2 protein-coding genes and 1 pseudogene are annotated in these 563 nt (G+C 52.8%); 1 reads left to right on the top strand and 2 read right to left on the bottom strand.

The features are described from left to right. On the bottom strand, positions 1–266 hold a 266-nt coding region (locus H3Z84_RS16955; RefSeq protein WP_206768970.1), incomplete at its 3' end, for a hypothetical protein. Between H3Z84_RS16955 and H3Z84_RS17360 the strand changes: the two are divergent. Then, a pseudogene (locus H3Z84_RS17360) lies at positions 265–369 on the top strand (DUF6988 family protein); the annotation flags it as partial. The gene H3Z84_RS16955 and the pseudogene H3Z84_RS17360 sit on opposite strands and share 2 nt — an antisense overlap. 7 nt (positions 370–376) lie before the next feature. Here the strand turns inward: H3Z84_RS17360 and H3Z84_RS16950 are convergent. Further along, a partial coding sequence (locus tag H3Z84_RS16950) for a hypothetical protein (protein WP_206768969.1) occupies positions 377–563 on the bottom strand: 187 nt, incomplete at its 5' end.

The following is a 563-nucleotide window of genomic DNA, read 5'->3' as shown; positions in this document are numbered from 1 at the left end:
CGGCGCCAAAAGCCCCAAAAGGCCAAAGCGGATGGCTGAATATAGAAATCACGAGAATCGGCCAGTTGAAGGCCGCGATAAAAATTACAGGAATCAGGCGCTGGGAATGACTCGGAATCGGGTTTTTCTACGGCCTCGTTATGAGTAGGGAAACCATTGATAAACAGTCTTTTATCGCGATCCGCTGAACTCGAAAGCAAGCTCTTGGAGTTTCTGGCGCTCCCTCCGTTCGACCACTCGGAGAGAATTATAGCCAGCAGGGTCATGTGCAGTGTTGCTTTTGAGCATGCCGAGAGCGCAAAGATGTTGATCTCTGCCGGCAATTTAACGTCAGCTACGGGGCTTGTCCGTCTTCAGTATGAAGCTCTGGTGAGGGCTATGTGGCTGCTTTACGCCGCTTCTGATGCTGCCGTTTCAAAGTTAACTGCGTATTCCAGACCAAGGTTGCCACTGATTCCAGACGAAGCCTGCCACCCATTCCACGCGAAAGCTGCCACTGATTCCACGGCAAAGCTGCCACCTTGGCAGGCTGCCTGATTTCCCCATCAAAACGTCCGGCGCGG

The sequence above is a fragment of the Marinobacter sp. bablab_jr003 genome, from assembly GCF_016464245.1.
GTDB lineage: Bacteria > Pseudomonadota > Gammaproteobacteria > Pseudomonadales > Oleiphilaceae > Marinobacter > Marinobacter vinifirmus.
This window is presented reverse-complemented; position numbering and strand designations above follow the sequence as displayed.